General features: G+C 40.1%; 1 protein-coding gene. It reads left to right on the forward strand.

Annotated features, from left to right (window positions below; translation table 11 throughout):
* The coding region (locus CCE82_RS12820; protein ID WP_206184420.1) for a Rib/alpha-like domain-containing protein at positions 1-207 on the forward strand (207 nt) is incomplete at both ends.

Genomic DNA, 207 nt, shown 5'->3' on the forward strand with positions numbered 1-207 from the left:
CAACACCAATCAAAAAAGATTATGGTACAGGTGTATCAGAAGATGAAGTGAAAGGTGCGGTAACAGTACCGAACTATCCAACGGATGGAGATCAACCAACAATTACGATTGATGATCCAAGTCAATTACCAAATGGTGAAACAGAAGGCACAACAGATGTAGGAGTAACTGTAGAATATCCAGATGGAACAACAGACCACATTACAG

The organism is Staphylococcus cornubiensis (assembly GCF_900183575.1).
GTDB lineage: Bacteria > Bacillota > Bacilli > Staphylococcales > Staphylococcaceae > Staphylococcus > Staphylococcus cornubiensis.